Here is a 25,246-nt window from a genome sequence, read left to right on the forward strand (position 1 = left end):
CTGGGAGTTTTATGTGAACCTGATATGCGTGCATGACCGGTGCTCTCCATGGGCCGAACCGCCCGTGGCCCGGGAGCCCGCGCATGCGCGAACGGCTATGCGGGGGCGGTTATCGTGGCATTGGCCGCGTCATCGGCCTCACAGCCCGGCGGATTCCGACGGGCGCCGATACGGCCGGACAAGGCGCGGCCCCGCTTCCCGCCGGTCCGGTATGCGCGTCCTTCCGCGGCTTCGGCCGCCGTGCGGACTGGGCGCTATCGGCGCGCACGGCCATTCGGGTGTGCCTCGCCGCCGCGTCGCCGGCGCGGGAGCGCTTCGCCTTCCGGGAAGCCTCCTGGTACCGGGCGGCTTCGCGGTGGACGGCGGTCGGCCGCGGCGTGAACGACAAAAATCCGTTTCCTTTGCTCCCAGTCGAAAAGAGCCATAAGTTCCATGAGCATGGATCTTCCACGCAAAATCAACTCGGCGCTCGGCGCGACCCTGGGTGTCGAGCTCCGCAGGGCCCGCAAGAAGCAGGCGCCGGCGGCGGCGGCCAAGCCCGCGCCGAAGCCCGCCGCCGTGAAGAAGCCCAAGGAGAAGGTCCCCTTCCGGCCGCCGGAGAATCCCGCGCTGGACCGCCTGCTCGACCGCCCGGTGTTCGTCATCTCGCCGGTGCGGTCCGGATCGACGCTGCTGCGCCTGCTGCTCAACGCGCACTCGCGCCTGCACGCCCCTCACGAGCTGCACATCCGCCGCCTTGAGGTGCACTTCCGCACCAAGCTCTCCGAGCGCGCGATGGAGGCCTGCGGCCTGGAGCGCGGCGACATCGAGCACCTGCTGTGGGACCGCGTGCTCCACCGGGAGCTGTCCCGGGCCGGCAAGGACTTCGTCGTCGAGAAGACCCCGAGCAACGCCTTCGTGTGGGACCGCCTCGCGGCCTGCTGGCCCGACGCCCGCTTCATCTGCCTGCTGCGCCACCCGGTCTCCATCGCCAAGTCCTGGCACGAGGCCGATCCGGTCAAGCGCACCTACGACGAGGCCGCCGAGGACGCGCTGCGCTACATGAACGCGGTCCAGCGGGCGCGCGAAGGCCTGTCCGGTGCCCACACGGTGCACTACGAGGAGCTGACCGCCGACCCCGCCGGCGAGCTGGGCCGTATCTGCGAGTACCTGGACATCGACTACGAGCCGACGATGCTGGAGTACGGCGACAGCGTCCAGGGCGACTTCACCAAGGGCCTGGGCGACTGGAAGGACAAGGTCCGCTCCGGCAGCGTCCAGCGCGGGCGCGAGCTGCCCAAGGCCTCCGAGGTTCCCGAGGTCCTGCGCGGGATCAGCCGGAAGTGGGGCTACCTCGACGAGTCCGGCGAGGCCGACGAGTCGGGCACCGACGCACGCGAAGGGGTAACCGCTTCGTGAACGCCGAGACCGAGACCCCGCAGGCGGAGGTCGCCGAGATCTGGCCGCGCGACGGAGCCGTCCGCATCATCGGCGACCTCCTCGCAGACGCAGCCTCCGGATCCGGCCGCTGGTACCTGCTGGCCGTGCTGCGCGACACCGACACCAGCAAGTCCTACGAGCTCCGCGTGGAGGACGGGCGCTTCGACGTCTCTGTTCCCGTGACGGAGTTCGGCACCGCCGGCGAGGGTCCCGCCCGAGAAGGGGTGAAGTGGGACCTCTACTGCGCACCCGAGGACCGGTTGGAGGAGTCGGCCGAGAAATGGCTGCGACTCGGCCGCCACCTCGACGACATCGCCGACAAGAAGAAGGTGATGGTCTTCCCCGCCCAGACGTCCGCGGAAAGCGGGGCCGGGGTGACGGTGCGGCCGTTCTACACGGTCAACAACAATCTCTCGGTCGAATGCCTGCCCAGCCCTTCCGACAAGGAAAACCCATGAGGATCCGGTACCTCCTGCTCAACGCGTACGGCACGGGCGGAACCATCCGCACCGTGTTCACGCAGGCCCAGACGATGGCCGGGCTGGGCCACACTGTCGAGATCGTCAGTGTCATCCGGCACCGGGACGACCCGCACTTCGACCTCGACGAGCGGGTGAAGCTGAGCGCCATCATCGACCAGCGCCCTGCGAAGGGCGACGAGCCCAAGCCGGGGCCCGTCGCGCGCTTTCGCGCGTGGGACCGCGAACGCCTGAAGCAGCTCAGCGCGGTGCACGTCCCGGCCGGCGAGTTCGCCGCCGAGACGTTCACCCGCTACGTCGAGCGCGAGATCATCCGCTACCTCAAGGGCGTGCACGACGGCATCCTGGTGACCACTCGGCCCGCGCTGAACATCCTGTCCGCGCAGTTCGCCGATCCGAAACTGATCCGCGTCGCCCAGGAGCACATGAACCTGGCCACGCACCGAAACGACGTGCAGCGGGCGATCAAGAAGCACTACCCGCGCTTCGACGCCGTCGCGGTGCTCACCCACCGCGACCGCGATGACTACGAGAAGCTGATGCCGGGCGCCCGGCTCGTGCGGATCCCCAACGCGGTGCACTCGATGGACCAGGAGCTCTCCGACCACAGCAGCAAGATCGCCCTCGCCGCGGGCCGCCTGGCGCCGCAGAAGGGCTTCGACATGCTGATCCCGGCGTTCAAGAAGGTCACCGAACGCCACCCCGACTGGCAGCTGCGGATCTTCGGCACCGGCAAGAAGAAGGCCGAGCTGCGGGACCTCATCAACGAGCACCACCTGTACAACCACGTCTTCCTGATGGGCCACACGGACGACATGGAGGGCGAGCTCACCAAGTCGTCGTTCTACGTCCTCAGCTCGCGGTTCGAGGGCCTGCCGATGGTGGTCATCGAGGCGATGACCCACGCGCTGCCGATCGTCAGCTTCGACTGCCCCACCGGCCCGGCCGACGTCATCACCGACGGCAAGGACGGCGTCCTCGTGCCGCCCAAGGACGTCGACGCGCTGGCCGACGCGATCTCGAAGATGATGGACGACCGGGACCGGCGGGCCGGCATGGGCGCCGAGGCGCTCAAGACGGCGCAGAACTATGCGCCGGAGTCGGTACACACGATGTGGGACGAGCTGTTCACCGACCTGGTGCGCACCTCCGGGAAGGGCGCCACACCCGCGGCGTGACCGGGCGGGCCGGGCTACGCTCCGCCTGCGCTGAACCGGGATGGCGCAGACGGCACGGGACTGGCCCGCAACGGCTCCTTCGGAGCGGCCTAAGGTGGGCCGAGGCGACGGGCGGCACTCGCTTGGGGCCGCCCGCCGCTGTGTCCGCCTCCTCGCGGTCCGCCGTCGGGCGCCCGCGGGCAGCCCCCGGCCGGAAAGGACGCCCTGTGAGCCTGGCGAGCGAGTTCGACGCGGTGACGGTCGACGGCCTCCGCTCCCGCGGCGGCATCAAGTGGACGCTGCACGGCGAGGACACGCTCGGCGCGTTCATCGCCGAGATGGACTTCGGCACGGCACCGCCGATCACCGAGGCGCTGCACGCCGCGGTCGAGCGCATGGAGTTCGGCTACCTGCCTCCGCGCGCCGTGGCGGCCATGCGCGCCGCCTGCGCCGACTGGCAGCGCGACCGCTACGGCTGGCGGGTCGACCCGGCCGACGTGCACCCGGTCGCCGACGTGGTCAAGGGCTTCGAGACCGCCGTCGAGCGGTTCTCCCGCCCGGGCAGCCCCGTCATCCTGCCCACCCCGGCCTACATGCCGTTCCTGACCGTCCCGCAGAGCCTTGGCCGCGAGATCATCGAGGTCCCGATGGCCCGCGACGGCGGCCGCCACGTCTTCGACCTCGACGCGATCGACCGCGCCTTCCGGGCGGGCGGCCACCTGCTCACCCTGTGCAACCCCTACAATCCGCTCGGCCGGGTCTTCACCGCCGAAGAGCTCGCGGACCTGTCGGAGGTCGTCGAACGGCACGGCGGCCGCGTCTTCGCCGACGAGATCCACGCGCCGCTGACCTACGCCGGACACCGCCACGTTCCCTACGCGTCGGTCTCGCCGGCGGCCGCTCGGCACGTGCTGACCGCGACCTCCGCCTCCAAGGCCTGGAACGTGCCCGGCCTCAAGTGCGCGCAGCTGATCGTGAGCAACCCCGGCGACGCCGCGGTCATGGCGGAGATCGGGCCCGTGCTCGCCCACGGCGCGGGAAACTTCGGCGTGGCCGCCGCCACGGCCGCCTACACCGCGGGCGGGCCGTGGCTGGACGGCGTCGTGGACTACCTCGACGGCAACCGGCAGGAACTCGCCGACCTGGTGGCCGAGCACCTGCCCGGGGCGGACTACACCCCGCCCGAGGGCACCTACCTTGCCTGGCTGGACTTCCGCGGGCTCGGGCTGGGCGACCACCCGGGCCGCGTCCTGCACGAGCGCGCCGGGATCGTGCTGGTCGACGGCCCCGACTGCGGCGCGCCCGGTCGCGGGTTCGCCCGGCTCAACTTCGCCACGCCCCGGCCCATCCTGCGACGGCTGGTGTCGGGGATCGCCGCGGTCGCGGGCTCGGGCGCCGACCGCTCCGGCTGAGCGCCAGGCCCGCGCGGTCGGTGCCGCGCCCCCGTGGCGGCGGGGGCGCGGCACCGCCTCACAGCTGGACGACCGAGCGCAGCACGTCGCCGTGGTGCATGCGGGTGAAGGCGCCCTCGACGCCGTCGAGGGGGATTGTCTCGGAGACGAACGCGTCCAGGTCGAGCCTGCCCTGCAGGTAGAGGTCGATGAGCATCGGGAAGTCGCGGCTGGGCAGGCAGTCGCCGTACCAGGACGACTTCAGGGCGCCGCCGCGGCCGAAGACGTCCAGCATCGGCAGTTCCAGCGTCATGTCCGGAGTGGGCACCCCCACCAGCACCACGGTTCCCGCCAGGTCGCGAGCGTAGAACGCCTGCCGGTAGGTCTCGGGGCGGCCCACGGCCTCGATGACCACGTCGGCCCCGAACCCGCCGGTCAGCTTGCGGACCGCCTCGACGGGGTCCTGCTCGCCGGCGTCCACGGTGTCGGTGGCGCCCAAGCCGGCGGCGGCCTCCAGCTTCCGCCGGTCGAGGTCGACGGCGATGATCCGGGCGGCACCGGCCAGGCGGGCTCCGGCGACCGCGGCCGCGCCGACGCCGCCGCATCCGATGACGGCGACGCTGTCGCCGCGCCCCACGGCACCGGTGTTGATCGCCGCACCGATGCCGGCCATCACTCCGCATCCGAGCAGCCCTGCGACACCGGGCGATGCCTCGGGGTCGACCTTGGTGCACTGGCCCGCGGCCACCAGCGTCTTGTCGCAGAAGGCGCCGATGCCGAGTGCGGGGGAGAGGGGCGTGCCGTCGGCCAGCGTCATCGGCTGGGCGGCGTTGTGTGTGTCGAAGCAGTACCAGGGCCGGCCGCGCTTGCAGGCACGGCACTGCCCGCACACCGCTCGCCAGTTGAGCACCACGAAGTCGCCCGGCGCGACCCCGGTGACCCCGTCGCCGACCGACTCCACCACTCCCGCGGCCTCGTGGCCGAGCAGGAAGGGGAACTCGTCGCTGATACCGCCCAGCTTGTAGTGCAGGTCGGTGTGGCACACCCCGCACGCCTGCACGCGTACCACGGCCTCTCCGGGGCCGGGATCGGGGACGAGGATGGTCTCCATTTCGACGGGTGCGTCCTTGGTCCGCGCGACGACTCCGCGCACTTCCTGCGTCATCCGGCATGCCCTCTTTCGTTGCCGCCTTGCCCTGATGCCGTGTTTCGCCGCCGAGGCAGCGGGCGAGCGCCGCGGTACCCCGCGCCCCGCTCCTCCCTGAGGCCATGGTGGCCAGTCGGAGGCACCGCGTCTACCACCCTTGCGGAAGAGCCGATTCCCGGTGCAGAAGGGAGACCCGGTGCGGGTGTGAGCCGGGACACCCTCCGGTGTCCGCAGGACCGAGAGGGTAGGAAGGTTGCCATGACAGAAACGACGGACACCTCGCCCGGCTGGCTCTCCCGCACCGAAATCGAGGATGCGCGCGGACGGCTGCCCATCGTCTACGTCAACGCGGTGCCCGTCCGCGTCGACGAGTCCGGCTCGGTGGTGAGCGTCGGCCTCCTCCTCGGCGTCGCGCCCGACGGTTCCATCAGCCGCGCGCTGGTCTCGGGGCGGGTGCTCTATCACGAGCGGATCAGAGACGCCCTGCTGCGCCATCTGGAGAAGGACCTCGGGCCTGTGGCGCTGCCGCACGTTCCCGCCTCCCCGCAGCCGTTCACGGTGGCCGAGTACTTCCCCACGCCGGGTGTCACCCCCTTCCACGACCCCCGCCAGCACGCGGTCTCGCTCGCCTACGTCGTGCCGGTCACCGGGGACTGCCGGCCGCGCCAGGACGCGCTCGACCTGGTGTGGTTCTCCCCGGAGGAGGCGGCCGGCGAGGTCTTGCAGCAGGAGATGAGCGGCGGGCAGGGCGTGCTGGTGCGCCAGGCGCTGGCCCACGTCGGCTTGGTTCCCTGAGCGCCGGCGGCCTCGACCCGGCTCCGCCGCCGGCGCCGCGCGGGCGGGTGTTGTCCTCCTGCTGGTCGAGGATGCGGGCGACCCCGGCGAGGTCCCCCCTCCTCGGCCGGCGAGCGATACGGCGGAGCCGGGCGATGCCGTTGGCGCGGTACAGGCGCGTGCCGCCGTCGGTGCGTTCCCGCTTCCTGCGGACCGCCTGGGACCGCAGAGGTCGGTCCGAGGCGCCGGGCGAGCGCTCCCGCACTGGCGGGGCCGACGGCAAAGCCGCGATCCGGCCCGCCTCTGGAACAGGTGAAATCGGGTGAGAATCGTATAACACCGGGAACGCTGACAATCGAGGTCGAGCGAGGTCCTACGTAGCGATCCGATCGAGGCGGCCGTATGGGCGAGTCCCGCATTAGGCACCGCAGTAGACACCGCAGTCGGCGTCGCGCGCGCAGCGTGGCACTTTCCGCGCTAGCCGCCGTGCTCGTGCTGGTGGCGGCCACCGGCGGAGTGGCGTTGTGGCGCACGGAGTCCTACGACGAGAACATCGAGCGCATCGTCGGCGCCCTGCCGTCCGACCGCGCCTCAGCCGAGGCCGACCCCGGCCGGAACTGGCTGCTGGTGGGCTCGGACCTGCGCGGCGAGGCGACGGCCGGCAAGTGGCGCAGCGGAGAGTCGGGCTCCGACGTGATCATCCTTCTGCACATGCCCGAGCATTCCGAACGCGCCTTCGCCATTTCCTTTCCGCGGGACTCGTGGGTCGAGATCCCCGGCCACGGCAAAGCCAAGATCAACGACGCTTATCGGGAGGGCGGGCCCCGACTGCTCGTGCGCACGGTCGAGGAGCTCAGCGGCGTCGCGGTCGACCACTTCGCCGCCCTGGACTTCCGCGGCTTCGAGCGGATGGTCGACGCGCTCGGCGGTGTCACGCTGGACCTGCCGAACGCGATCCACGACCCCACCAACGGCTGGAGTTGGCCGGCGGGCCAGAACCGCATGGACGGCGAGGAGGCGCTGCGGTTCGTCCGCGAGCGCAAGGGCCTCTCCGGAAGCGACATCGACCGGGTCCAGCGCCAGCAGGTCTTCCTCAATGCGATGGCCGAGAAGGTCGCGGAGTCCGACCTGTCCTCCGACCCGCAGCGGCTCGACCGCCTGCTGACGGCCGCAAGCGAGTCCATGGCCGTCGACGACCGGGCCGACGCCGCGACGCTGCGCGCGGTCGCGATGCGGCTGCTCGACACCGGCCCCGAGCGGATCACCTTCGCGACGCTGGCGGTCGCCAAGCCCGCGTGGGTCGACGGCCAGAACGTGCTGCGCTTGGACAAGTCGGTCAACGACGGGTTCTTCAAGGCGCTGGAGGAGGACCGGCTCCGGGCCTACATCGACAAGCACGGCCTGGCCAACGACGCCGAGCGGCTGGGCCGTGAGACCGACGGGCAACCGCACGACCAATGATCCCGGTCCGCGTTGGCCGCCGAACCCCGATGATCTTGTAGCTATCGTGAAGGAAAACGATTTCCATTTGCGATAGCTACAAGATCGGCGGTGATGTGGCCGCTCAGTCCTCGGCGGTCGCCTCGGCCAGGGCACGGAAGACCAGCGCTGTGGAGGCGGCACCGGGGTCCGGATGGCCGATGCTGCGCTCGCCCAGGTAGGACGCGCGGCCTTTGCGCGCCTGCATGGGCTCGGTGGCGCGCAGGCCCTCGGCGGCCGCGTCCGCCGCCGCGCGGGCGGCCGCGTCCAGTCGGCCGCCGGAGTCGGCGGCCCGCGCGAACGCGTCCACGGCGGGCGCGAAGGCGTCGACCATCGTCTTGTCGCCGGCCTGCGCACCGCCCAGCCGGCGCACCTCGTCGAGTGCGGCCGACAGCGCCGCGCCCACCTCGGCGGTCTCGGCGCGCTCTGCGGCAAGCCGCTTCCCAGCGGCCCGGAACGCCGAGCCGTACAACGGCCCGGAGGCGCCGCCGACCTTCGAGACCAGGGTGGTGCCGGTCTTGGTCAGCACTGCGCCGACCGACTCGGGGCTCATCGCGTCCACCGCGGCGACGGCTGCCGCGAAGCCGCGCTGCATGTTCGCCCCGTGGTCGCCGTCCCCGATGGCGGCGTCCAGCTCGCCCAGCCGCTCCCGGTCACGCTCTACGGCCGCGCCGATCGCCCTCACCCAGGCGCGCGCGAGTTCGATGTTCACCGGCGTCTCCCAACCCTCGTCACGTGTGCCGTCGCGTACCCCACACAGCATGCCCCGCCGCGGCGGCACTGCCACCCCCGCCGAACGTTCGGGGCGGCGGGGCGGGAGGCGGCGCAGGGCGGCCCAAACCCGGCGCGCTCCGGGCGGCCCGCATGCGCGCCGCCCGGAGTGTCCGCGCCCGTCCAGCGTCCCTCAGATCCCCCACCGCAGTCCGGGAGTGCTCGCCGGCGCGTCCCACAGGTCCACGAAGCCCTTCTCGGCCTCGCACACCGTGATGGAGCAGCCGGCCATGTCCAGGCTGGTCACGTAGTCGCCGACCGCGTTGCGGACGATGGAGACACCGCGTTCCTCCAGCAGGGCGGCGACCTCGCCGTAGACCAGGTACAGCTCGCTGAGCGGAGTGCCGCCCATGCCGTTGACGACGACGATCGCCTCCGCGCCCGACTCCAGCGGGCGGTCGTCGAGGACCGCGTCGACCATGCCGGAGACGATCTCGCTCGCCGAGCGCAGCTTCTCGCGGCGCCTGCCGGGCTCACCGTGGATGCCCACGCCCACCTCGATCTCGTCCTCGGGCAGGTCGAATCCCGGACGTCCCGCCGAGGGCGTGGTGCAGGCGGTCAGCGCCACCGCGAAGGAGCGCGACGCAGCGTCGACGCGGCGGCCCACCGCCGCGACCTCCTCCAGGGAGTCCCCGCGCGCCGCCGCCGCTCCGGCGATCTTCTCCACCAGCAGCGTTGCCCCCGTGCCGCGCCGTCCCGCGGTGAACGTGGAGTCCTCGACGGCCACGTCGTCGTCGACCAGCACGGTCTCGACCCGTCGGCCCTCCTCGCCGGCGAGTTCGGCGGCCATGTCGAAGTTCATGACGTCGCCGGTGTAGTTCTTGATGATCAGCACGGTGCCCTCGCCGCTGTCGGCGGCGCGCACCGCCTCAAGCACCTGGTCGGGAACCGGTGAGGTGAAGATCTCACCGGGGCAGGCGGCGTCCAGCATGCCCTCGCCCACGAACCCGGTGTGCAGCGGCTCGTGTCCGGAGCCCCCGCCGGAGACGAGGCCGACCTTGCCCGGCACGGCGCCGCGTGCGCGCGTGACCACGCGGGACTCCAGGTTCACGGACAGGTCGGGGTGGGCGGCCGCGAAGCCGGCCAGCGCGTCGGTCAGGTAGGTGTCGGCGGTATTGAGGAACTTCTTCATACGACTCGCTCCCGCGATGGCCTCGGCGGTGATATGCGCCACAGCGCGCTTTCAGATGAGTAGCCTAGGTGCCCATGGAAAACAGCGGCTCCACTGTCGGGATCGTGCTCGTGTCGCACAGCGGGAAACTCGCCGAAGGACTGCGCGAGCTGATCGACCAACTCGGCTCGGCGGGCGGGCGTGTCTTCTGCGCCGGCGGCACCGACGAGGGAGGGCTCGGCACCTCCTACGAGCGCGTGAGCGCGGCCGTCGCCGAGGCCGACTCCGGTGCGGGCGTGGTCATGCTGCCCGACATCGGCAGCGCCGTGCTCACAGCGCGGCTGGTGCTGGAGGACGAGCCGCGCGAGGACGTAGTGGTCGTGGACGCCCCGTTCGTCGAAGGCGCGGTGTCCGCGGCGGTGACCGCGGCGACGGGCGGCGAGCTGTCCGCGGTCGCCGAGGCGGCCCGCGAGGCCCGCGGGCAGGCGAAGTTCCCGGCCTGATGCCGCGGGCGGGACATCCTTTTGCGCGGCCGCTTATTCTGGACTGCGGTATGAAAACGTCGTCTGCGGCCCCCTCCGGCTCCCGTTCCGGTTCCGGCACCGAGCACTCTGAGATCCGCGATCTCCGCCGGCGCCTGTCCCCGCTGATGCTCGCCGACCGGCACCGCCTGCGCCGCCGTATCGACGGCCTGCAGAAGGTCCGCACCGAGAGCAAGCGCGCCGGCATCGCCGCCGAGATCGCGGCCGAGATCGACTCCGCCCAGGCCCGTGTCGAGCGCCGCGCCGCCGCCGTGCCCGCCATCGGCTTCCCTGAAGCGCTGCCGGTCAGCGCGCGCCGCGACGACATCGCGGCCGCCGTGCGCGACAACCAGGTCGTCATCGTCGCCGGCGAGACCGGCTCCGGCAAGACCACCCAGCTGCCCAAGATCTGCATGGAGCTGGGCCGCGGCGTGCACGGCGCCATCGGCCACACCCAGCCGCGCCGGCTGGCGGCGCGCACCGTCGCCGAGCGCATCGCCGACGAGCTCGACACGCAGCTGGGCGAGGCCGTGGGCTACAAGGTCCGCTTCACCGACCGGTCCGGCGACGACACTCTGGTCAAGCTGATGACCGACGGCATCCTGCTGGCCGAGATCCAGCAGGACCGGATGCTGCGCCGCTACGACACGCTGATCATCGACGAGGCGCACGAGCGCAGCCTGAACATCGACTTCCTGCTGGGCTACATCAAGCAGCTGCTGCCGCGCCGCCCCGAGCTGAAGGTGATCATCACCTCGGCGACCATCGACCCCGAGCGCTTCTCGCGCCACTTCGGCGACGCCCCGATCGTCGAGGTGTCCGGGCGCACCTATCCGGTCGAGGTCCGCTACAACCCCGTCGAGGAGGAGTCCGAACAGGAGGACCAGATTCAGGCCGTCTGCGCCGCGGTCGACGAGCTGCAGGCCGAGGGCCCCGGCGACATCCTCGTGTTCCTCAGCGGCGAGCGGGAGATCCGCGACACCGCGGACGCGCTGCACAAGCAGAAGCTGCGCGATACCGAGATCGTTCCCCTGTTCGCCCGCCTCTCCGCCGCCGAGCAGAACCGGGTCTTCGCCCCGCACAGCGGGCGCCGCGTCGTGCTGGCCACCAACGTCGCCGAGACCTCGCTGACGGTGCCGGGCATCCGCTACGTCATCGACCCGGGAACCGCCCGCATCTCGCGCTACAGCCACCGCACCAAGGTGCAGCGGCTGCCGATCGAGCCGGTCTCCCAGGCCTCGGCCAACCAGCGCAAGGGCCGCTGCGGCCGCGTCGCCGAGGGCATCTGCATCCGGCTCTACTCCGAGGACGACTTCCTCGCCCGTCCGGAGTTCACCGACCCCGAGATCCTGCGCACCAACCTCGCCTCGGTCATCCTGCAGATGGCCGCGCTGGGCCTGGGCGACGTCGCCGCCTTCCCGTTCGTCGACGGTCCCGACCGCCGCCAGATCAAGGACGGCGTGCACCTGCTGCAGGAGCTGGGCGCCCTCGACCCCGGCGAGCCCGACCCCGGCAAGAGCCTCACTCCGATCGGGCGACGCCTCTCCCAGCTGCCGGTCGACCCCCGCCTGGGCCGCATGGTGCTGGAGGCCGAGGACAACGGCTGCCTGCGCGAGGTCATGATCATCGCGGCGGCGCTGTCGATCCAGGATCCGCGGGAGCGCCCCGCCGACAAGCAGCAGGCCGCCGACGAACAGCACGCCCGCTTCGCCGACAAGGAGTCGGACTTCCTGGCCTTCGTGAACCTGTGGGACTACCTGCAGGAGCAGCAGCGGGCGCTGTCGGGCAACCGGTTCCGCCGCATGTGCCGGGACGAGTACCTGAACTACCTGCGCGTCCGGGAGTGGCAGGACATCTACAGCCAGCTCAAGCAGGTCGTCAAGGCCGACGGCGCCACGCTGAACACCTCCGCTCCCGCGCCGCGCGAGGTCCACGTGTCGCTGCTTGCGGGGCTGCTGTCCCACGTCGGCCTCAAGGACCCCGACAAGCACGAGTACCTGGGCGGACGGGGCGCCCGCTTCGCGATCTTCCCCGGCTCCTCGCTGTTCAAGAAGCAGCCCCGCTACGTCATGGCGGCCGAGCTGGTCGAGACCTCGCGGCTGTGGGCCCGCACGGTCGCGCGCATCGAGCCCGAGTGGGCCGAGCGCCTCGGCTCTCACCTGGTCAAACGCAGCTACAGCGAGCCGCACTGGGAGAAGAACAGCGGCGCGGTCATGGCCTATGAGAGGGTCACCCTCTACGGAGTGCCGCTGGTGGCCCAGCGCAAGGTGGCCTACGGCTCCGTCGACCCCGGGGTCTCGCGGGAGCTGTTCATCCGCAACGCGCTCGTCGAGGGTGACTGGAACACCCGGCACAGCTTCTTCCACCAGAACCGGAAGCTGCTGGAGGAGGTCGAAGACCTGGAGCACCGCGCCCGCCGGCGCGACATCCTGGTCGACGACGAGACGCTGTTCCAGTTCTACGACGAGCGGGTGGGCACCGAGGCCGTCTCGGCCGCCCATTTCGACACCTGGTGGAAGCGGGTCCGGCGGCGGCAGCCCGACCTGCTCAGCTTCGAGAAGTCGATGCTGATCAACGACGGCACCGCCCGGGTCAGCGAGGAGGACTACCCCGACCGGTGGCGCCAGGGCGAGGCCGCGTTCGAGCTCGGCTACCAGTTCGAGCCGGGAACCGACGCCGACGGCGTGACCGCGGTCGTGCCGCTGACCGTGCTCAACCAGGTGTCCGATGAGGGCTTCGACTGGCAGATCCCCGGCCTGCGCGAGGATCTCGTCACCGCGCTGATCCGGTCGCTGCCCAAGCCGCTGCGCCGCAACTTCGTGCCTGTGCCCGACACCGCCCGCGCCGTCCTGGGGCGGCTGACGCCCTACACCGAGCCGCTCGCCCAGGCGCTGGCCCGCGAGCTTGGCGCGATGAGCGGCGAGCGCATCGGCCCCGGCGACTTCGACTGGGAGAAAGTGCCCGACCACCTGCGGATCACCTTCCGCGCCGTCGGCGACGGGCAGCAGACCCTGGCCGAGGAGAAGGACCTGGCGGCTCTGCGGGCCCGGCTCAAGCCCCGGCTGCAGAAGGCCATCTCGGCCGAGGCACGCGGAATCGAGCGCTCCGGGCTGGACGACTGGGACTTCGGCCCGCTGCAGCGGGTGTTCGAGCGCAAGTCGGCCGGTCCCACCGTCAAGGGGTATCCCGCACTGGTGGACGAGGGCGAGACCGTCGCGGTCCGCCTGTTCGACTCGCAGGCCGAGCAGCGCCAGGCCATGTGGCGCGGTGTGCGGCGGCTGCTCCTCCTGCAGGTGCCCTCGCCGGCGGCGGTGGTCCAGCGCGGCCTGGACAACCGCACCAAGCTGGCAATCAGCCACAACCCGCACGGCGGCGTGCCCGCCCTCTTCGCGGACTGCCTGGAGTGCGCTGCGGACGCGCTGATGGCCGGCCGCGGAGGGCTGGAGGATCTCACCTCCGCGGACGGCGGAGAGTGGGACCCCGCGGCCTTCGGCGCCCTGCGCGAGCACGTGCGCGCCGAGCTCGCCGACACCCTCGACGAGGCCGTGTCGGGCGCGGCGCGCGTGCTGCAGACCGCACACGACCTCGGACGCAGTCTCAAGGGCACGACCAGCCTGGCCGTGCTGCCGTCGCTGAACGACATCCAGGGCCAGCTAGCCGGGCTCGTACGCCCCGGCTTCGTCACCGAGGCCGGGCTGGGGCGGCTGCCGCACGTGCACCGCTATCTCAAGGCCGTGGAGTACCGGCTGGCGAAGATGCCCGAGAACCCGCGCCGCGACCAGGTGAACATGTCCAAGGTCGAGCAGATGCGCCAGGCCCGCGACAAGCTGCTCGGTGAGCTTCCGCCGGGCCGCGACCAGGACGCCGACGTCCGCGAGATCGGCTGGATGCTGGAGGAGTTCCGGGTGAGCCTCTTCGCGCAGGAGGTGGGAGCCGCCTATCCGGTGTCGGAAAAGCGGATCCTCAAGGCGATCGAGGCGGCCAGGGCCTGACGGCGGGGCCGGGCATTCGCCCACCGCCGGAGCGCGGAGCGGGTGCGACCGCGCCGGCGCCGAGGCGGGGCATCCGCGCTCGGCCGAGGCGGTCGGAAAGCGGATAATCGGGCAGGAGTGGCGGACGGGCGCGGAATCGTCGCGCACCGGCCGCCGACGCCCGGCCGCCCGCACCGCCGCCGTCCCCGCGACCCGCGCCTGCACCCGAAACCGACCGAAGGGGCATCCATGACCGCATCCCGCCTGCTGTGGATCGGGACCTACACCCCCGACTCCGATCCCGAGGCCACCGGGGCCGGCATCCACCGCGCACTTCTGGATCCCGCCACCGGCGCGCTGAGCGGAGGCGAGCCGGCGGTCCGCACCACCGCGCCGTCGTTCCTGGCCGCGCACCCCGGCGGCGAGGTGCTCTACGCGGTCAGCGAGTGCGAACGGGGCGCTGTCGGCGCGTTCGCCGTCAGCGGGGGAGCGGACGAGCGCGGGATCCCGGGCCTCACCGGGATCGGAGGCGCCCCGACGGGCGGAGGGTCGCCCTGCCACGTCCTGGTCCACCCCGAGGGCCGCCACGTCGTGGCCGCCAACTACGCAGACGGGCGCGTCAGCGTCCACCCGCTGGACGGCGCGGGCGCCCTCCGGGAGGCCGTCGCGGTGCTGGAGCACACCGGGCACGGCCCCAATCCCGCGCGCCAGGAAGGGCCGCACGCCCACTCCTCCGCGATCGCGCCCGGGGGCCGGCACCTCCTGGTCGCCGACCTCGGCACCGACGAGCTGCGCTGCTACCCCTTCGACGCGCGCTCGGCCGATCCGGTGGGCCCGCTGTCGGTCGCCGCCCGCCTAACGCCGGGAGCCGGGCCGCGCCACATGGCCGTCCACCCCGACGGGCACATCTACGTGGCCGCGGAGCTGGACTCGCGCGTGCACGTCCTGTCCTGCGACCCGGAGCGGGCGCGGGCGGTGCCCGTCGCCGACGCCGCCGCAAGCGGTCACGAGGGCCCCAACCACCCGGGCGAGATCGCGTTGTCGCCCGACGGTCGGCTGGTCTACGTGTCCAACCGCGGTGCCGACACCATCGCGACCTTCGAGATTACCGGCGGCGGCACGGGATTGCGCCGGATCGCCGAGACGCCGTGCGGCGGCGTCTGGCCGCGGCATTTCGCCCTCACCGACGGCCACATCGTCGTCGCCAACCAGAAGTCGGCGGAGCTGTCGACGCTCCGACTCGACGCCCACGGCGTCCCGGCGGACACGGGCCACCGCCTCGCCGTCGGCGCCCCGGCCTGCGTGCTGCCCGCGTAGGCACCGCCTCGGACACGGCCGGACCGGTCCCCTGGTGCCGGGGGACCGGTCCGGCGGCGGCCGCGCACCCGGGCGAGGCGTGCCAAGCGTGCCCCGCGGTCCACCCCGACACAGGTCACATCTCCTGGCGGGCGTGCGACGTTTACCGGCGGCGCTGTGTGACAGAGGAGCACTGAGTCAGTATTCCGACGTCTGATGGAGGCCGCTCGTGGTACAGCAGCAGACCGGTGACGCCGGCGGCGCGTTTCTCGCCCGCGTGCAGCAGCGCAGCGGAATCGAATCGCGTACCGAGGCGCAGCGGCTGACCGAGGCGACCCTGTCCGCGCTGCAGCGCCGTCTCAGCGGCGGGCAGTTCAACGACCTCGCGCGCAACCTCCCGCCCGCACTGCAGCCCGAGCGCGAGGCGTCCGGACAGGCGGCCGCCTTCGACAAGTCCGCGTTCCTGGACAGCGTGAGCGGCGGGATCTCGACCGTCGACCCCGCCGAGGTCGAGCTTGCGGTGAACGCGGTGCTCAACACCGTCCGCGAATGGCTCCCCGACGAGGAGGTAGAGGACACCCTCGCCCAACTCCCGCGGGAGCTGTCCGAGCTGTTCGCGGGTGCTCCCGGTGCGCCGCGGGGCTGACGCCGGCACCCGTGTTCGCCACCTCCCCGCCGCCGACCGGGCGGACGGGCCGCCATCGACGCCTGTGCGGAGCCAACCATGGACCTCAGTTTTCTCGCATCCGTCGAGAGCACGACGGGGCAGGTCGCCTCGCTGAACATCAACGCCTCCCGCGACGCAGAGGAGGCCGACCACGCCGTCCGCGTGCGGTGGCAGAAGGCGCGTGAGGACCTGCGGTCGCAGGGCGCCGACGAGCAGACGCTCACCGCCATGGACGAGGTCGTCGGGCAGACGGGCGGCGTCGCCGGGCCCCACGGCCAGGTCGTCTTCGCCGCCGACGGCGGGGTGCTGCTGGATACCGTCGTCGCCGAACCGCCGCAGGACCATCTCGCGCGGGTCGGCCCGCTGCCCGACCCGCTGCTGTACATCCACAGCCAGCGGACCCCGATCCCCTACGTGCTCGCAGTCGTCGACAGCGTCGGCGGCGACGTCCGCTCCGTCCACGGCGACGGGCGCACCGTCCACCGCCGCGTGGAAGGCGAGGGCTGGCCGGTCAGCAAGGTCCGTGAGGGCGCTTACCACCACAAGCAGATGCAGCGGAACGTCGAGCAGCAGGTCGCCGACAACGCCGGCCGGGTGGCCGGGGCCGTCGCGCAGGAGGCCAAGCGCAACGGCGCCGAGGTCGTGGCGATCGCCGGCGAGGTCCAGGTGCGCGGTGAGCTGCGCGACCGCCTTCCGGACTGGCTGGAGCCGCGGGCCCTGGACCTGGAGTCGGGATCGCGCGCCGCCGGGTCCGAGAACTCTCCGCTGGAGGAGGAGCTGCGCGGTCACCTGGAGGAGCGCGCCCGGGCGCACGTCGCCGAGGTACAGGAGAGCTTCGAGCAGGGCCGCGCGAACCGCGACCGGGTGGCGGAGGGACTCGCCGCGGTGGTGCGGGCGCTCCAGCGGGGGCAGGTCGAGACGCTGCTGTGGTCGACAGGTCTGGCCGAGACGGACACGCGGGTGTGGATCGGTCCCTCCGGAGAGCAGATCGGCGTCGAGGAGCGGGAGCTGCGCGATATGGGCGTGGACGACCCGGTCACCGAGCTGGCCGGTCCCGCTGTGCTGCGCGCGGCCGCCGCGACCTCGGCGCAGCTGGTCCTGGTTCCCCAGCGCGACTCGGCGCCCGAGGAGGGCGTCGGCGCGATCCTGCGGTTCTCCGACCCGACGCTGACCGACCACTGATCACCCGGCCGCCGCGGCGAACCGGGCCCGCGGTTGCGGGTCGGGAACTCCTCTGCCCCGGCGGCACGAGCGGCGACGACCATATCGGACAATAGGGAGGTGCCGGTCGACCAGCAGCGCAGGAGAGGATGACGCACCCATGTCCCAGGCCCCGAAGAACCGGGTCCGCCACCGCGGTCTGACCGCGCGCGACATCGCCCTCATCGGTGTGTTCGCGGCGCTGCTGGCCGTGCTCAGCATGCCCGTGGCCGTCCCGGTCGGCCCAGTGCCGATCACGCTGCAGACGCTCGGGGTGATGCTCGCTCCCAGCCTGCTCGGCGCCAAGCGCGGGACGCTGGTCGTGCTGACCTTCCTGGCCCTGGTCGTGGCCGGGCTGCCGCTGCTTCCCGGCGGACGGGGCGGGCCGGCGCCGTTCCTGGGCCCCACGGGCGGCTACATGCTCGGCTGGGTGGTCGGCGCCCTGGTCATCGGACTGCTGGTGAACCTGATGCTGCCGCGCTACAGGTTCTGGCGCGGCCTGGGAATCAACATCGTCGGCGGCATCGGCGTGGTCTACCTGGTCGGCGTGCCCTGGAGCGCGGTCGCCCTCGGCGACGAACTGCTGGGGCTGATCACGGGAGCGGGCGTGTTCCTGCCCGGGGATCTGGCCAAGGCCGCGCTGGCGGCGGGCATCGCGACGGCCGTGCACCGGGCCTATCCGGTGCCGCCTGCCGGGCGGCCGGTCGCGGCCGCCGCCGGTGCTGACGCCGCACCGACCGGTGCGGACGCCCCCGACTCCGGCAGTACCCAGGACCGCACGGAATGACGCTGCGGCTGGAGCGGGTCTCCCACGCCTACGACGGGCGCGCGGTACTTCGCGGCGTCGACCTGGAGCTGAGCGAGCACCGGATCGGCGTCATCGGCGCCAACGGCTCCGGCAAGTCGACCCTGGCCCGCACGCTCAACGGCCTGGTGCTGCCCGACTCCGGCCGCGTGCTGGTCGACGGCCTGGACACCCGCCGCCACGCCCGCGAGATCCGGCGCCGGGTGGGCTTCGTCTTCTCCGACGCCTCCGCGCAGATCGTCATGCCCACGGTGGCCGAAGACGTCGCCATCGGCCTGCGCCGCAGCGGCCTGAGCGCGGCCGAGCGGAGCGCGCGGGTCGACGCGGTGCTGGATCGGCACGGCCTCGCCGGCCACCGCGACCATCCCGCGCATTTGCTCTCCGGCGGCCAGCGCCAGATGCTCGCGCTTGCATCGGTGCTGGTCACCGAGCCGGAGGTGCTGGTGTGCGACGAGCCGACCACGCTGCTGGACCTGCGCAACACGGCGGTCATCGAGGAGACGCTCGGCGCTCTTTCGCAGCAGGTCGTGCTGCTCACCCACAACCTCGGCAGCCTCGCCGGGTTCGACCGGGTGCTGGTGATGGACGAGGGGCGCGTCGTGTGCGACGGGGCTCCGGCCGAGGCGGTGGCGCACTACACCGCGCTCATGCGGCCGGATGCCCGGAACGACCGCTCCCAGGACGGCGCGCGCACGCCCCCGCCGACGCCGGGAGGCGGGCCGCGGCCATGAGCGCGGTCGGCCTCTACGTCCCGCCGCGCTCGCGCCGGGCGTTGCTGCACCGGCTGCCGGCCGGGGCCAAGCTGCTGGGCCTGGTGCTGGCCGTGGGCGCAGTGGTGGCCGCCGCGAACGCCGCGGTTGCGCTGGCGGCGGCCGCGACCGCCGCTCTGCTCCACCCGCTGTGCGGGGTGGGTGTGCGCCCGGCGCTGCGCACCCTGCGCGCGCTGGCGCCCTTCCTGCTGGCGATCGCACTGTTCCAGTGGCTGGCGGGGGACTGGCCGTCGGCGGCGCGGGTGTGCGGACAGCTGCTCGCGGCGGCGCTGCTCGCGGGCCTGGTGACCGCTTCGACGCGGGTCAGCGAGATGCTCGACCTGTTCGAGAAACTGGCGCGCCCGCTGGCCCGCTTCGGCGCCGACCCCCGGCGGGTGGCACTGGTGCTCGCGCTGACCGTGCGCTGCATCCCGCTGGTGGCCTCGGCCTGGCACACCTCGCGTGAGGCCTATATCGCCCGCGGCCTGCGCGGCCGCCCCGATGTGATGGTGGTTCCGGTGATCGTGGGGCTGCTGCGTTCGGCGGACGCGCTGGGCGACGCCCTTACGGCCCGCGGCATCGACTGAACCGCACTGGCGCGAAACCGCCGCGAATGGCATATTCGGTGCTTCCCAGGCGGGCCGGACGGCCCCCGTCGCGGTAGGCACATGCTCCACCGCGGGCGCGCAGGGACTCCAGACGCCTCAGCGACGGTGGAGGGCGAGCGGTGCGACGGCGGCCGACCCGGTGGGCGCTGCCGCCGCTCCTCCGGCGCCCGCCTCCGCCCGCCGCGGCCCGGGGCACGGCGGGCGTGCCGGTGCCGCGCCGGCTGCTGGGCGTCCTCGCCGCCGTCCTGTCCGCGGCCGCCCTTGCCGTAGCCGTCGCCACCGGCCCCGCGGAGCCGCCCGGGGCCGGCGGCGCCGCCGACCCCCCCAGCCCTGCCGGATCCGGCGCCCCGATCGAGACCGCCGCCGCATTGACCCCGCGGGAGCGCGATCGCATCGCCGGCCTGCTGGACGACCACCTCTCCGCTCGCCCGGGGCGGCTGGCGCTGGCGGTGCAGGAGAGGCGTACTGGCGCAGCCTTCGGCTATGCCGCCGACACCGAGTTCAGCGCCGCCAGCGCAGTCAAGCTGGACCTGGTCGTGCACATGCTGCTGCGCGCCGAAGAGCGGGGCCGCTTCCTCACCGACCGCGAGAAGGCCCTCGCCGAGCGGATGATCCGCTACAGCGACAACGAAGCCGCCGACACCGCCTACCAGCACAACGGCTTCACCGCCGGATTCGAGCGCGCCACCCGGCATCTGGGCCTGCGCAGCACCCGGCCCGACCCGGGCGGGGCCTGGGGCCTGGGCACGACGACCGCCGACGACCGGCTCCGGCTGCTGCGATCGGTGTTCACCCCGGCCAGCCCGCTGAGCGAGCGCAGCCGCGACCACGTCCGCCGGCTGATGGGGTCGGTGGCGCCCGAGCAGGCCTGGGGGATCAGTGCGGCGGCGGACCCCGCCGGGTCCGCCCGGCTCAAGAACGGATGGGCGCCGGTCCGCGGCGACGGAGGGCTGTGGACCGTACACAGCACCGGCGGCATCGTGCGCGGCGAGCGCGAGTACCTGGTCGCGGTGCTCTCCGACGGGCAGCCCGACTACGGCACCGGCGTGCAGGGCGTGGAGAGCGCCGCAGCACTCGCGGTCGAGGCGATGGCCGAGGCCCTGGCGTAGGTCTCCCGGTCCCCTCCGTCGCCGGAGCGTCGGCGGGGCCGCCGGTCGGCGCCCTCGCCACCGGTGTGGCTAGAGTGGGCACCGGTCTCGGCAGCGCTTGGCGGGTGGAACGGAGTGCTTGGAATGATCGATCTTCGCTCTGACACGGTCACGCGGCCCACTCCCGCGATGCGGCGGGCCATGGCCGACGCCGACGTCGGCGACGACGTGTTCGGCGAGGATCCGACGGTCCGGGCGCTGGAAGAGGAGACCGCGGCCGCGCTGGGCAAGGAGGCCGCGCTGTACGTGCCCTCCGGGCACATGTCCAACCAGATCGCGGTCTACGTGCACACCCGCTCGGGCGAGGAGGTCTGGTCCCACCGCCTCGCGCACGTGGTGGCCAACGAGCAGGGCGGGACCTCGGTGCTGGCGCGGGTGCTGCCCCGGCTGCACGACTCCGAGTCCGGCTGCCCCGCCCCCGACCTGCTGGAGCAGTGGGCGCGCGGTGCCGACGACGTGCACCGCGCCGTGCCGCGGCTGATCTGCCTGGAGAACACCTTCTCCGGCCTGGTCGTCGCGCCCGCTGAGCAGGAGCGTGTCGCCGCCTTCGCGCACGAGCGCGGCATGGTGCTGCACCTGGACGGGGCGCGGCTGTGGAACGCCGCCGTGGCGCTGGGGGAGACCCCCGCGCGCCTGGCCCAGGGCGCCGACACCGTGTCGGTGTGCTTCTCCAAGGGACTGGGGGCACCGGTGGGCTCCGCACTGGTCGGCGACGCCGCGGCGGTCGCCGAGGCCCGGCGGGCGCGCAAGCTGCTGGGCGGCGGCATGCGCCAGGCCGGAATCGTCGCCGCCGGCGCGCTCTACGCGCTGCGCAACCACGTCGACCGGCTCGCCGAGGACCACGAGCGCGCGCGGCGCCTCGCCGAGCGCATCTCCGGGACCGCGCCGCTGGGCGCACGGGCGCGCACCAACATGGTCTTGGTCGACACTCCCGCCGGCCGCGCCCAGGAGTTCGCGGAGCTCTTCACCCGCGAAGGGGTCGGCTGCGTGCCGATGGGGGAGGACCGCATCCGCCTGGTCGTCCACCTGGACCTCTCCGAGGCCGACGTCGACACTGCGGCCGAGCGCATCGCCAAGGCCGCGGCCGCTGCGGAGGACTGCGGGGCGACCGGATGATCGCCGGTCCCCAGGCCCCAACCCCGCCGATCTTGTAGCCATCGTGAAGGTAAACGATTTCCAGTGACGATGGCTACAAGATCGGCGGTGGTGTGCCGCCCCGACGAGCCCTCCGCCCGGTCCCGGTGCGCTCCATGGAGCGCCCGGGAAGGCGCAGCGGGTGCCGGCCGGCGCACCGGCCGGCACCCCCTGACGGGTTCCTCGAGGGCCGCCTCAGCCGGTCGGCGCCGGAAGGTCGACCAGGTCCGACAGCGCCAACCGGTGCCGGTCGGCCGTGCCCAGTGCGATCGCGTCGCTCTTGGCCCGCTTGAGGTACAGGTGCAGCGGGTGCTCCCAAGTGAAGCCGATGCCGCCGTGCAGCTGCAGCGCCTCCTCCGCGGCCTTGACCGCCACACCGGAGACGAACGCCTGCGTGAGCGAGGCGTGCACCTCGGCCTCGGCCGCCTCCGCGGCACCGGCGCCGGGCTCGTGTACGGCCGCAGCCGCGCTGGCCGCGCTGCGCACCACCGCGCGCGCCTGGGAGATCTCCACCCACAGGTCGGCGAGCCGGTGCTTGATCGCCTGGAACGAGCCGATCGGGCGGCCGAACTGGGTGCGGGTCTTCGTGTAGTCGACCGTGGCGTCCAGCGCCCACTGGGCGACGCCCAGCTGCTCGGCCGACAGCAGCGCCGCACCGGTCACCAGCGCGCGGCGCAGTGCCCGCTCGGCGTCGGAGCCCGCGGCCACGCGTCGGCCCTCGGCGCCTTCCAGCACCACGTCGGCCAGCGGGCGGGTCAGGTCGAGGGTGACCACCCGCTCGACCCGCGCCCGCTCGGCCGGCACCACGTAGAGCCCCGGCCCCTGCTCGCCCACGGCCGGCACGACCAGCGTGTCGGCGGTCGTCGCGTCGACGACACCGCGAACCGCGCCCTGCAGCACTCCGCCCTGCTCGCGCACTGTCTCGGGGAAGGCGGAGCCCGGCACGCTCGCGAAGGGGACAACGAGCGCGGCGGTGGCGTCGCCGCCGGCCAGCCCGCCCAGGTCCGGCTCCGCCCGGTCCCCGGCCTCCAGCAGGGCCGCGGTCGCCAGCACCGCGCTGCCCATGAAGGGCACCGGCGCCACGCCGCGCCCCAGCTCTTCGGCGACCACCGCGCTCTCGCGCAGGCTCGCTCCGGCGCCGCCCAGATCCTCGGGTACGGGCAGGCCGGCGACGCCGATGCCGACCAGCTCCTTCCACAGCGCCGTGTCGAGGACCTCGTCGCCCTCGACACGCGCGAGCACCGCCTCGGGCGGGCTCTTGTCCTCCAGCAGCGAGCGGACGCTCGCCCTCAGCTCCTCTTCGACCTCGCTGTAGAGAAGGTCGAGCCGGTTCTCGCTCATCGCGCCCCCCGGTCCGCGCGCGCGTGGCGCGCTGCCGTCGTCTCCGTACCGTGCGGCCTCACTTGGGCAGGTCCTTCCATGCCACGTCCTTGTCCACGCGGGGCTCGGGCGGAAGGCCCAGGACCCGTTCGGCGATGATGTTGCGCAGGATCTCGGAGGTTCCGCCCTCGATGGAGTTGCCCTTGCTGCGCAGGTAGTGGAATCCGGCTGAGCGCTTGGCGAACTCGACGCCCTCGGGACGGCGGAACGTCCAGTCGTCGTAGGTCAGCCCCTCGCCGCCGAGCATCTCCAGCTCCAGTCCGGAGATCTCCTGGTTGAGCCGGGAGAAGGAGAACTTGGCCGCCGAGCCCTCCGGGCCGGGCTGGCCGACCGCGAGCTGCTGGCGCAGCCGCTCCTTGGTCAGCCGCGCCGCCTCGGCCTCCACCCACAGCCGCAGCAGCGCGTCGTGCAGGCCGGGCGTGCGCGCCTCGGGACGCTCGCGCCAGATCCGCGCCACCGCCCCGATGAGCCCGCCCTCGCGCGGCTCCGGGTGGCCGCCGATGGAGACGCGTTCGTTCATCAGCGTGGTCTGGGCGACGCGCCAGCCCTCGCCCTCACCGCCGAGCCGCTGGGAGTCGGGGACGCGCACACCGTTCAGGTAGACCTCGTTGAACTCCGCCTCACCGGTGATCTGGCGCAGCGCGCGCACGTCCACGCCCTCGGCGGCCATGTCGCAGACGAAGTAGGTGATCCCCTTGTGCTTGGGCACATCAGGGTCGGTGCGGGCGACCAGGATGGCGAAGTCGGCGCGGTGGGCCAGCGAGGTCCACACCTTCTGTCCGTCGACCGTCCAGGCGTCGCCGTCGCGCACCGCCCGGGTGCCCAGCGCCGCCAGGTCGGAGCCGGCGCCGGGCTCGCTGAAGAGCTGGCACCAGATCTCCTCTCCGGTGTAGAGCGGCTTGAGGTAGCGCGCGCGCTGCTCGGGGGTGCCGAACGCGAGGAGGGTCGGAGCGGCCATGCCCAGGCCGATGACCAGTCCCTCGCGGCCCTCGGGGGTGAATCCCAGGCGCTCGAACTCGCGGTCGACGACGGGCTGCAGCGCGCGCGGCGCTCCGAGGCCGCCCTCGCCCTCGGGAAAGTGCACCCACGCGAGGCCGGCGTCGAAGCGCGCGGCCAGGAAGTCGCGCTGGTCGGTGGTCTGCGGATCGTTTCGGGCGACGAAGTCGGCGACGCGCCGACGCAGTGCGGGGGCGTCGAGCGACGCCCCCGCTGGAGCAGTGGTCATGGAATCTCCGTTTCGGGCAGGTGGCGGGCGGGAGAGGGTGGGACCGGTCAGTCGCGCGGTCCGCCGGCGACGTAGACGACCTGGCCGGAGACGAAGCCGGCCTCCTCGCCGGCGAGGAAGGAGACGGTGGCGGCGATGTCCTCGGGGCGCCCGGCGCGGCGCACCGGGATCTGGGCGGCGGCCGCGGCCTTGAACTCCTCGAAGTCCATGCCCACGCGCTCCGCCGTCGCCTTGGTCATGTCGGTCTCGATGAAGCCGGGCGCCACGGCGTTGGCGGTGACGCCGAACTTGCCGAGCTCGATCGCCAGGGTCTTGGTGAGGCCCTGCAGGCCGGCCTTGGCCGTGGAGTAGTTGGCCTGGCCGCGGTTGCCCAGCGCCGAGGTGCTCGACAGAGAGACGATGCGGCCCCACCCCTGGGAGGTCATGTGCTCCTGGGCGGCGCGCGACATCAGGAAACTTCCGCGCAGGTGCACGTTCATCACGGTGTCCCAGTCGTCATCGGACATCTTGAACAGCAGGTTGTCCCGGATCACGCCGGCGTTGTTCACCAGGATCTGCGGTGGCCCGAGCCGCTCGGCGACCTGGGAGACGGCGGCCGCCACCTGGTCGGCGTCGCTGACGTCGGCGCCGACGGCGACCGCCTTCCCGCCGTCAGCCGTGATCAGGTCGACGGCGCCCTGCGCGTCGCTCTCCTTCAGGTCGACGACGGCGACGGCGCGCCCGTCGGCGGCCAGCCTGCGCGCCGTGGCGGCTCCGATGCCGCGGGCGCCTCCGGTGACGATCGCGACACGTGGGGTCTCTGCCATTGCTACCT

The 25,246-nt window shown here is 72.9% G+C and carries 22 protein-coding genes; 16 read left to right on the forward strand and 6 right to left on the reverse strand.

All coding sequences use genetic code 11. The features are described 5' to 3' along the window. Window positions 1-438: 438 nt before the first annotated feature. The 4 genes from RM446_RS18265 (at window position 439) to RM446_RS18280 (ending at window position 4,467) form a co-directional block, all read left to right on the forward strand. Window positions 439-1,398, forward strand: coding sequence for a sulfotransferase family protein (locus tag RM446_RS18265; protein ID WP_311546558.1), 960 nt, complete (start codon window positions 439-441; stop codon window positions 1,396-1,398). After that, window positions 1,395-1,877 (forward strand): hypothetical protein, encoded by a 483-nt coding sequence (locus tag RM446_RS18270; RefSeq protein ID WP_311546559.1) that lies wholly within the window; start codon window positions 1,395-1,397, stop codon window positions 1,875-1,877. Before RM446_RS18265 ends, RM446_RS18270 begins: the two co-directional genes overlap by 4 nt. Further along, window positions 1,874-3,076, forward strand: a complete 1,203-nt coding sequence (locus RM446_RS18275; protein WP_311546560.1) for a glycosyltransferase family 4 protein — start codon at window positions 1,874-1,876, stop codon at window positions 3,074-3,076. Before RM446_RS18270 ends, RM446_RS18275 begins: the two co-directional genes overlap by 4 nt. Window positions 3,077-3,282: 206 nt before the next feature. Then, on the forward strand, window positions 3,283-4,467 hold the full coding sequence (locus tag RM446_RS18280; protein ID WP_311546561.1) for a MalY/PatB family protein: 1,185 nt from the start codon (window positions 3,283-3,285) through the stop codon (window positions 4,465-4,467). Between the two features lie 58 nt (window positions 4,468-4,525). Here RM446_RS18280 and RM446_RS18285 read toward each other — a convergent pair whose 3' ends face one another. Next, entirely contained in the window at window positions 4,526-5,611 is a 1,086-nt protein-coding gene (locus RM446_RS18285) for an S-(hydroxymethyl)mycothiol dehydrogenase (protein WP_311546562.1), read from the reverse strand. Window positions 5,612-5,851: 240 nt separating this feature from the next. On the opposite strand from RM446_RS18285, the gene RM446_RS18290 reads away from it, so the two are divergent. Both RM446_RS18290 and RM446_RS18295 read left to right on the forward strand, forming a co-directional pair. Next, the gene (locus RM446_RS18290; RefSeq protein ID WP_311546563.1) at window positions 5,852-6,388 is read left to right on the forward strand and encodes an NUDIX hydrolase family protein; all 537 of its coding nucleotides are present in this window, start codon (window positions 5,852-5,854) and stop codon (window positions 6,386-6,388) included. Between the two features lie 441 nt (window positions 6,389-6,829). Further along, window positions 6,830-7,828 carry an LCP family protein gene (locus RM446_RS18295; protein WP_311546564.1) on the forward strand — a complete coding sequence of 333 codons (999 nt, stop codon included), beginning with the start codon at window positions 6,830-6,832 and terminating at the stop codon, window positions 7,826-7,828. Between the two features lie 103 nt (window positions 7,829-7,931). Here the strand turns inward: RM446_RS18295 and dhaL are convergent, their stop codons facing one another. Then, on the reverse strand, window positions 7,932-8,558 hold the full coding sequence (dhaL, locus tag RM446_RS18300; RefSeq protein ID WP_311546565.1) for a dihydroxyacetone kinase subunit DhaL: 627 nt from the start codon (window positions 8,556-8,558) through the stop codon (window positions 7,932-7,934). 192 nt (window positions 8,559-8,750) lie between these two features. After that, on the reverse strand, window positions 8,751-9,749 hold the full coding sequence (gene dhaK / locus RM446_RS18305) for a dihydroxyacetone kinase subunit DhaK (protein WP_311546629.1): 999 nt from the start codon (window positions 9,747-9,749) through the stop codon (window positions 8,751-8,753). Window positions 9,750-9,823: 74 nt separating this feature from the next. On the opposite strand from dhaK, the gene dhaM reads away from it, so the two are divergent. The 10 genes from dhaM to RM446_RS18355 all read left to right on the forward strand — a co-directional run bounded on the left by dhaM (window position 9,824) and on the right by RM446_RS18355 (window position 21,809). Continuing rightward, window positions 9,824-10,231 (forward strand): dihydroxyacetone kinase phosphoryl donor subunit DhaM, encoded by a 408-nt coding sequence (dhaM, locus tag RM446_RS18310; RefSeq protein ID WP_311546566.1) that lies wholly within the window; start codon window positions 9,824-9,826, stop codon window positions 10,229-10,231. A gap of 50 nt (window positions 10,232-10,281) precedes the next feature. Beyond that, window positions 10,282-14,241 carry an ATP-dependent RNA helicase HrpA gene (gene hrpA, locus RM446_RS18315; protein WP_311546567.1) on the forward strand — a complete coding sequence of 1,320 codons (3,960 nt, stop codon included), beginning with the start codon at window positions 10,282-10,284 and terminating at the stop codon, window positions 14,239-14,241. Window positions 14,242-14,469: 228 nt separating this feature from the next. Continuing rightward, entirely contained in the window at window positions 14,470-15,537 is a 1,068-nt protein-coding gene (locus RM446_RS18320) for a lactonase family protein (RefSeq protein ID WP_311546568.1), read from the forward strand. 208 nt (window positions 15,538-15,745) lie between these two features. Then, window positions 15,746-16,162 carry a DUF2267 domain-containing protein gene (locus tag RM446_RS18325; RefSeq protein ID WP_311546569.1) on the forward strand — a complete coding sequence of 139 codons (417 nt, stop codon included), beginning with the start codon at window positions 15,746-15,748 and terminating at the stop codon, window positions 16,160-16,162. Window positions 16,163-16,240: 78 nt separating this feature from the next. Then, complete coding sequence (locus RM446_RS18330) at window positions 16,241-17,365, forward strand: baeRF2 domain-containing protein (protein ID WP_311546570.1); 1,125 nt, start codon at window positions 16,241-16,243, stop codon at window positions 17,363-17,365. Window positions 17,366-17,504: 139 nt separating this feature from the next. After that, a complete protein-coding gene (locus tag RM446_RS18335; protein ID WP_311546571.1) occupies window positions 17,505-18,170 on the forward strand; it encodes a biotin transporter BioY in 666 nt (221 codons plus the stop codon). After that, window positions 18,167-18,919 carry an energy-coupling factor ABC transporter ATP-binding protein gene (locus tag RM446_RS18340; RefSeq protein ID WP_311546572.1) on the forward strand — a complete coding sequence of 251 codons (753 nt, stop codon included), beginning with the start codon at window positions 18,167-18,169 and terminating at the stop codon, window positions 18,917-18,919. Before RM446_RS18335 ends, RM446_RS18340 begins: the two co-directional genes overlap by 4 nt. Beyond that, window positions 18,916-19,524, forward strand: coding sequence for an energy-coupling factor transporter transmembrane component T (locus tag RM446_RS18345; protein ID WP_311546573.1), 609 nt, complete (start codon window positions 18,916-18,918; stop codon window positions 19,522-19,524). Before RM446_RS18340 ends, RM446_RS18345 begins: the two co-directional genes overlap by 4 nt. Before the next feature lie 140 nt (window positions 19,525-19,664). Beyond that, window positions 19,665-20,654, forward strand: coding sequence for a serine hydrolase (locus RM446_RS18350; RefSeq protein WP_311546574.1), 990 nt, complete (start codon window positions 19,665-19,667; stop codon window positions 20,652-20,654). Between the two features lie 123 nt (window positions 20,655-20,777). Next, window positions 20,778-21,809: a threonine aldolase family protein gene (locus RM446_RS18355; protein ID WP_311546575.1), complete on the forward strand. Its 1,032-nt coding sequence runs from the start codon at window positions 20,778-20,780 to the stop codon at window positions 21,807-21,809. A 213-nt stretch (window positions 21,810-22,022) separates the two neighbouring features. Here the strand turns inward: RM446_RS18355 and RM446_RS18360 are convergent, their stop codons facing one another. The 3 genes from RM446_RS18360 to fabG are packed head-to-tail and all read right to left on the reverse strand — an operon-like array spanning window position 22,023 to window position 25,238. Next, a complete protein-coding gene (locus RM446_RS18360; protein WP_311546576.1) occupies window positions 22,023-23,168 on the reverse strand; it encodes an acyl-CoA dehydrogenase family protein in 1,146 nt (381 codons plus the stop codon). A 58-nt stretch (window positions 23,169-23,226) separates the two neighbouring features. Further along, entirely contained in the window at window positions 23,227-24,432 is a 1,206-nt protein-coding gene (locus tag RM446_RS18365; RefSeq protein WP_311546577.1) for an acyl-CoA dehydrogenase family protein, read from the reverse strand. 47 nt (window positions 24,433-24,479) lie between these two features. After that, window positions 24,480-25,238: a 3-oxoacyl-ACP reductase FabG gene (fabG, locus tag RM446_RS18370; protein ID WP_311546578.1), complete on the reverse strand. Its 759-nt coding sequence runs from the start codon at window positions 25,236-25,238 to the stop codon at window positions 24,480-24,482. Window positions 25,239-25,246 lie beyond the last annotated feature (8 nt).

Origin of the sequence: Streptomonospora wellingtoniae (assembly GCF_031845375.1) — a bacterium.
GTDB lineage: Bacteria > Actinomycetota > Actinomycetes > Streptosporangiales > Streptosporangiaceae > Streptomonospora > Streptomonospora wellingtoniae.

Bases quoted from the DNA above. Each gene is read 5' to 3' on its own strand.
- RM446_RS18340 (WP_311546572.1), top strand. From the start codon at position 18,167: ATGACGCTGCGGCTGGAGCGGGTCTCCCACGCCTACGACGGGCGCGCG.
- RM446_RS18265 (WP_311546558.1), top strand. From the start codon at position 439: ATGGATCTTCCACGCAAAATCAACTCGGCGCTCGGCGCGACCCTGGGT.
- RM446_RS18335 (WP_311546571.1), top strand. From the start codon at position 17,505: ATGTCCCAGGCCCCGAAGAACCGGGTCCGCCACCGCGGTCTGACCGCG.
- dhaK (WP_311546629.1), bottom strand. From the start codon at position 9,749: ATGAAGAAGTTCCTCAATACCGCCGACACCTACCTGACCGACGCGCTG.
- RM446_RS18275 (WP_311546560.1), top strand. From the start codon at position 1,874: ATGAGGATCCGGTACCTCCTGCTCAACGCGTACGGCACGGGCGGAACC.
- RM446_RS18290 (WP_311546563.1), top strand. From the start codon at position 5,852: ATGACAGAAACGACGGACACCTCGCCCGGCTGGCTCTCCCGCACCGAA.
- RM446_RS18365 (WP_311546577.1), bottom strand. From the start codon at position 24,432: ATGACCACTGCTCCAGCGGGGGCGTCGCTCGACGCCCCCGCACTGCGT.
- dhaM (WP_311546566.1), top strand. From the start codon at position 9,824: ATGGAAAACAGCGGCTCCACTGTCGGGATCGTGCTCGTGTCGCACAGC.
- RM446_RS18355 (WP_311546575.1), top strand. From the start codon at position 20,778: ATGATCGATCTTCGCTCTGACACGGTCACGCGGCCCACTCCCGCGATG.
- RM446_RS18320 (WP_311546568.1), top strand. From the start codon at position 14,470: ATGACCGCATCCCGCCTGCTGTGGATCGGGACCTACACCCCCGACTCC.
- RM446_RS18285 (WP_311546562.1), bottom strand. From the start codon at position 5,611: ATGACGCAGGAAGTGCGCGGAGTCGTCGCGCGGACCAAGGACGCACCC.
- RM446_RS18330 (WP_311546570.1), top strand. From the start codon at position 16,241: ATGGACCTCAGTTTTCTCGCATCCGTCGAGAGCACGACGGGGCAGGTC.
- RM446_RS18360 (WP_311546576.1), bottom strand. From the start codon at position 23,168: ATGAGCGAGAACCGGCTCGACCTTCTCTACAGCGAGGTCGAAGAGGAG.
- fabG (WP_311546578.1), bottom strand. From the start codon at position 25,238: ATGGCAGAGACCCCACGTGTCGCGATCGTCACCGGAGGCGCCCGCGGC.
- RM446_RS18345 (WP_311546573.1), top strand. From the start codon at position 18,916: ATGAGCGCGGTCGGCCTCTACGTCCCGCCGCGCTCGCGCCGGGCGTTG.
- hrpA (WP_311546567.1), top strand. From the start codon at position 10,282: ATGAAAACGTCGTCTGCGGCCCCCTCCGGCTCCCGTTCCGGTTCCGGC.